Below are 4,522 nucleotides of genomic sequence, written 5' to 3'. Positions count from 1 at the left end.
GCCACGACCTGGCCGGCGGCATCGTGGATGACCCGGTTGACCGGCTGGTCCTCCAGGGCATCGCCACTGGCGGTCTGGTTGAAGGCGAGCAGGCCGGCGAACACCGCGCGGGTGTCCTCGACGCTGGCCGGCTGGATGCACGGCGCGGGCACCGTGCGTTCCATCACGCGTCGCGGTTGTGGCGGCGCATGGTGCGCGACTTCTCGCGCGCCCAGTCGCGGTCCTTCTCGGCGTCGCGCTTGTCGTGGGTCTGCTTGCCCTTGGCCAGTGCGATCTCGAGCTTGATCTTGTTCTTGCTCCAGTACATCGCCGTCGGCACGATCGTGTAGCCGTCGCGCTGGACCTTGCCGATCAGCTTGTCGATCTCGTTGCGATGCAGGAGCAGCTTGCGCTCGCGACGGTCGTTGGCCACCACGTGGGAAGAGGCCTGGATCAACGGCGTGATCTGCGCGCCGATCAGATAGATCTCGCCATCACGCACGTAGGCGTAAGCATCGATGATGTTGCCGCGCCCGGCGCGGATCGACTTGACCTCCCAGCCCTGCAGGGCCAGGCCGGCCTCGAAGCGATCTTCGATGTGGTACTCGTGGCGGGCACGCTTGTTGAGCGCGATGGTTTTGTTGGCCGTCGCGTTGTTTGCTTTATCCTTGCCGCTGTTCTTGCTCATGTCCGTATTGTCTCCGATTCGGGCCTCCCCGGTCGATTCATCAGCACACAGTATTGCCGCATGCCAACTATCCGCCGTAGTGCCCTGGTCGAACATTCGGCTGCCCGTATGTTCGATCTGGTCAATGATATCGATGCCTATCCGCGCCGGTTCCGCTGGTGCTCGGCGTCGCAGATCCTGGAATCCGGCCCGGACCGCCTGGTGGCGCGCCTGGACCTTGGGTTGGGCTCGTTCTCGACCTGGTTCATGACCGAAAACACCCTGCAGCGTCCCAGCAGCATCGACATGCAGCTGCGCGATGGTCCGTTCAAGCGTCTGCATGGGCGCTGGGACTTCCATGCGCTGGCCGAGGACGCCTGCAAGGTGACCCTGACCTTGGAATTCGAACCGAATTCGCGACTGCTGGGCCCGGCGCTGGCACTGGGTTTCCAGGGCCTGGCCGATCGCATGGTCAATGATTTCGTCCGCGTCGCCGATGGGCAGGACTGAGCGGTGATCGCGGTGGAAGTGGTGCTGGCCTGGCCGGATCGGGTGGCATCACGCCAGCTGCAGCTGCCTGAGACCGCCACGGTGGCCGACGCCATTGCCGCCGCCGCGCTGGCCGGCAGCGACCTGTGTCCGGCCGTGGCCGTGCATGGGCTGCTGGCCCGGCCGACCCAGACGCTGCGCGATGGGGACCGGGTCGAGCTGCTGCGCCCGTTGCTGGCCGACCCGAAGGACAACCGCCGCCGACGCGCCCGCGCCGGCAGCTGAAGAACGTGCCGCTGGCCTCAGCGGCCGCCGCGCTTCTTCTTGTCCTTGGCCAGGTTGCGACCGAACTGGCGCACCGTGGTCTTGGCCAGATCCGCGTCGTTGTTGGCGAAGTACTCGCCGTCCCAACGGGTGACCACGTCGTTCTCGAAGTAGACCGTGAAGTTCTTCACTTCGGTCTGGCCGAGGCGGTTCACGCGCTGGCTGGCGGTGTAATCCCAGCGCTGGGCGTGGAACGGGTCCGGGATCGAGGGGGTGCCGAGCAGCGCGTTGACCTGCTGCTTGCTCTGGCCCACCTGCAGCTGACCGACGGCCTGCTCCCGGATCAGGTTGCCCTGATAGATGGGTTGCTTATAGATGATGCCGCAGCCCGTGGTGGACAGGGCAACGGCGGCGACCAGCAGGAGTTTGCGCATCGGAAAGGGCGTTTGGGGAAATCCAGTCGATGATACACTCACGACGCGTCGCCGCGACCCAATCCGAGGCAGCTGGCGCTAAATCGCCAATGAACGGAGAACTATGGAAACCCACGACCTGCGCAAAGTCGGCCTGAAGGTGACCCATCCGCGGATGCGGATCCTGGCGTTGCTCGAGCAGCGCAATGCCCAGAACCACCAGCATCACATGACCGCCGAAGACATCTACCGCCAGCTCCTGGAGCACGGCGACGAGATCGGGCTGGCCACGGTGTACCGGGTGCTGACCCAGTTCGAGGCCGCCGGCCTGGTGCTGAAGCACAATTTCGAGGGCGGCCAGGCTGTCTACGAACTTGATCGCGGCGGCCACCACGACCACATGGTCGACGTGGACACCGGCAAGATCATCGAGTTCGAAAGCCACGAAATCGAAGAACTTCAGCGCAAGATCGCCACCGAACACGGCTACGAGCTGGAAGAGCACTCGCTCGTCCTGTACGTACGCAAGAAGCGTCGGTAATGGCCCGGCGGCCGGTCGTCAGACCGCCGCGCAACCGCACCGCGCTTCACCGGACCCCGGGCCCTGGCCCGGGGTTTTTGCGTTTCAGCGTGCGGTGGCGGGTGCCGGTTCCGGGAGCAGGGCCTCCAGGTCCACCGCGTCGGCCATTGCCTGGTTGCCGGCATCGCCCGGGTGCAGGTGGTCACCGGAATCGAAGGCCGGGGCCAGCCGCTCGGGATGGGCGGGATCGCGCAGGGCCGCGTCCAGGTCGATCACCGCGTCGAACGGGCTGTCGTTGCGCAGCCAGGCGTTGAGCTGGTGGCGCAGGGTATCCTTGTTCGGCTGGTAGTAGTCGGCCAGCGGCGTGCCGGGCAGGGCACCGGCGAACGGCGGCAGGGTGGCGCCGAGGATGCGTACGCCGCGGGCATGCGCGCGCTCGACCAGGCGTCGGTAGCCGGCCTGCAGCTCTGGCAGCGTCGGTACCGGCTCCCCGCGGGCGAAGGCGGTGCCGGGCCAGGCGATGTCGTTGATGCCGATCAGCACGATGACGCTGGCCACGCCGGGCGTATCGAGCACGTCGCGCCGGAAGCGGGAGACGGCGGCGTCACCCATGCCGTCGCGCAGGAGGCGGCCGCCGGAGATGCCGGCATTGACCACCGCCACGCCGCGTGGCGCCAGCCGCGCCGCGAGATGATCGGTCCAGCGCTGGTCACGGTCGAGGCTGGCGGTGGCGCCATCGGTGATCGAATCGCCGATCACCACCACGCTGCGCGCGCTGGCGCCTGCCTGGACGTCGATACCGGTCAGGAACAGGCGCGCGGTGGTGGTCGAGGTCGCCTCTAGTGTCGGCGCGCGGGTCTGGTCGCCGCCACCGATCGACGCGGTTTGCCGGCCATCCCAATGGAAGGTGCGCAGGCGCAGCCGCTCCGGGACGTAGACGCTGACCTGCACGGCCTGCAGGTCGCGGGTGGCCAGCCCCAGCGGATCGCTCAGGCGCTCCTGGCCGGGGGCGATGACCACCTCGGCCTGGCCATCGAAGGCCAGGGACATCGGCACCTCACCGGGCGCGGCGGCAACGCTCGCTGCGCCGATCCGCACCGGCCGGTCGCCGTAGGCATTGCTCAGACGCACCCGCAGCTGGTTCCCGCCGAGGCTCAGGCGCGCGGTCTGGCGGACGGTCTGTCCTTGCAACTGCGCGGGGATGCCCGTGGGGAAGAGAAAGTCCGCGTCCCAGACCGGTTGCGGGCTGGCCTGCCAGCTGGCCACCCAAGGGGCGGGAGGCGCGGCGGCCGCAGTAGTGGAGGCAGTCAGCAGGGCGGTGGCGGCAAGGCGGGTGAGTGCATTCATCGGGCGAACCGTCGAGTGGGGGACGGCCATGGTGATCCGCGCCCAATCTGTGAACTAGACTGCGCGTGGACAATCATCTGTGAACTGAATTCATCCCATGGCAGGCACCGACATCAACCGTTCCGGCGAACTGGAAGTGTTCGTCCGGGTCATCGAAACCGGCGGCTTCTCGGCGGCGGCGCGTTCGCTGGAGTTGAGTCCGTCGGCGGTCAGCAAGCTGGTGTCGCGACTGGAGCAGCGGCTGGGCACGCGCCTGCTGCAGCGCTCGACCCGCCAGCTGCAGCTCACCCCGGAGGGCTGCACCTTCTACGAGCGGGGGCTGCGGGTGCTGGCCGACCTGGACGAGGCCGAGCGCTGCGCCAGCGCCCATGCCGCGCCGCGCGGGCGACTGCGGGTGAATGCCAACGTGCCGTTCGGGCACCACTTCCTGCTGCCGCTGTTGCCGGACTTCCTGGCACGGCATCCGCAGGTGGGGGTGGACTTGGTGCTCACCGACGAGGTGATCGACCTGCTTGAACAACGCACCGACGTCGCGGTGCGCGCCGGACCGCTGAAGAATTCCCGCCTGGTGGCGCGGCGGCTGGGGGCGACGCCGATGGTGATCGTGGCCGCGCCGGCGTATGCCGCCCGCCATGGCCTGCCGGAAACCGCCGATGCGCTGCTGGCGCACAACCGGCTCGATATCGGCCACCCCCGCGCGCAGTCGGGCTGGCCACTGCTGGTGGACGGGCAGCGACGGGTGGTGCCGACCCACGGCAGTGCACGCGCCAGCGACGGCGAGGCGTTGCGGCGGCTGGTGCTGGGTGGGGTGGGGATGGCGCGGCTGGCGGCCTTCCAGGTCCA

Annotated in this window: 7 protein-coding genes; 4 read left to right on the top strand and 3 right to left on the bottom strand. The window is 68.2% G+C overall.

Annotated features, from left to right (window positions below; translation table 11 throughout):
- Positions 1-163: 163 nt before the first annotated feature.
- Positions 164-667, bottom strand: coding sequence for an SsrA-binding protein SmpB (gene smpB / locus RTO53_RS19540; RefSeq protein WP_256774022.1), 504 nt, complete (start codon positions 665-667; stop codon positions 164-166).
- A gap of 60 nt (positions 668-727) precedes the next feature.
- Between smpB and RTO53_RS19535 the strand changes: the two genes are divergently transcribed.
- Positions 728-1,156, top strand: coding sequence for a type II toxin-antitoxin system RatA family toxin (locus RTO53_RS19535; RefSeq protein ID WP_256774021.1), 429 nt, complete (start codon positions 728-730; stop codon positions 1,154-1,156).
- 3 nt (positions 1,157-1,159) lie between these two features.
- Positions 1,160-1,420 (top strand): RnfH family protein, encoded by a 261-nt coding sequence (locus tag RTO53_RS19530; RefSeq protein WP_312239328.1) that lies wholly within the window; start codon positions 1,160-1,162, stop codon positions 1,418-1,420.
- A gap of 17 nt (positions 1,421-1,437) precedes the next feature.
- On the opposite strand, the gene bamE is transcribed toward RTO53_RS19530, so the two are convergent.
- Entirely contained in the window at positions 1,438-1,833 is a 396-nt protein-coding gene (bamE, locus tag RTO53_RS19525; protein WP_312239327.1) for an outer membrane protein assembly factor BamE, read from the bottom strand.
- 103 nt (positions 1,834-1,936) lie between these two features.
- On the opposite strand from bamE, the gene fur reads away from it, so the two are divergent.
- Positions 1,937-2,353 carry a ferric iron uptake transcriptional regulator gene (gene fur, locus RTO53_RS19520; protein ID WP_312239326.1) on the top strand — a complete coding sequence of 139 codons (417 nt, stop codon included), beginning with the start codon at positions 1,937-1,939 and terminating at the stop codon, positions 2,351-2,353.
- An 84-nt stretch (positions 2,354-2,437) separates the two neighbouring features.
- On the opposite strand, the gene RTO53_RS19515 is transcribed toward fur, so the two are convergent.
- Complete coding sequence (locus RTO53_RS19515) at positions 2,438-3,679, bottom strand: SGNH/GDSL hydrolase family protein (protein ID WP_312239325.1); 1,242 nt, start codon at positions 3,677-3,679, stop codon at positions 2,438-2,440.
- Positions 3,680-3,776: 97 nt separating this feature from the next.
- On the opposite strand from RTO53_RS19515, the gene RTO53_RS19510 reads away from it, so the two are divergent.
- Positions 3,777-4,522 (top strand): LysR family transcriptional regulator (locus RTO53_RS19510; RefSeq protein WP_312239324.1); only part of this gene is annotated, 746 nt, incomplete at its 3' end.

Source organism: Stenotrophomonas sp., assembly GCF_031995405.1.
Taxonomy (GTDB): Bacteria; Pseudomonadota; Gammaproteobacteria; order Xanthomonadales; family Xanthomonadaceae; genus Stenotrophomonas.
This window is presented reverse-complemented; position numbering and strand designations above follow the sequence as displayed.

Excerpts from the sequence above, each read along its gene's own strand:
- smpB (WP_256774022.1), bottom strand. The coding sequence starts at position 667 with ATGAGCAAGAACAGCGGCAAGGATAAAGCAAACAACGCGACGGCCAAC.
- RTO53_RS19535 (WP_256774021.1), top strand. The coding sequence starts at position 728 with ATGCCAACTATCCGCCGTAGTGCCCTGGTCGAACATTCGGCTGCCCGT.
- bamE (WP_312239327.1), bottom strand. The coding sequence starts at position 1,833 with ATGCGCAAACTCCTGCTGGTCGCCGCCGTTGCCCTGTCCACCACGGGC.
- fur (WP_312239326.1), top strand. The coding sequence starts at position 1,937 with ATGGAAACCCACGACCTGCGCAAAGTCGGCCTGAAGGTGACCCATCCG.
- RTO53_RS19515 (WP_312239325.1), bottom strand. The coding sequence starts at position 3,679 with ATGAATGCACTCACCCGCCTTGCCGCCACCGCCCTGCTGACTGCCTCC.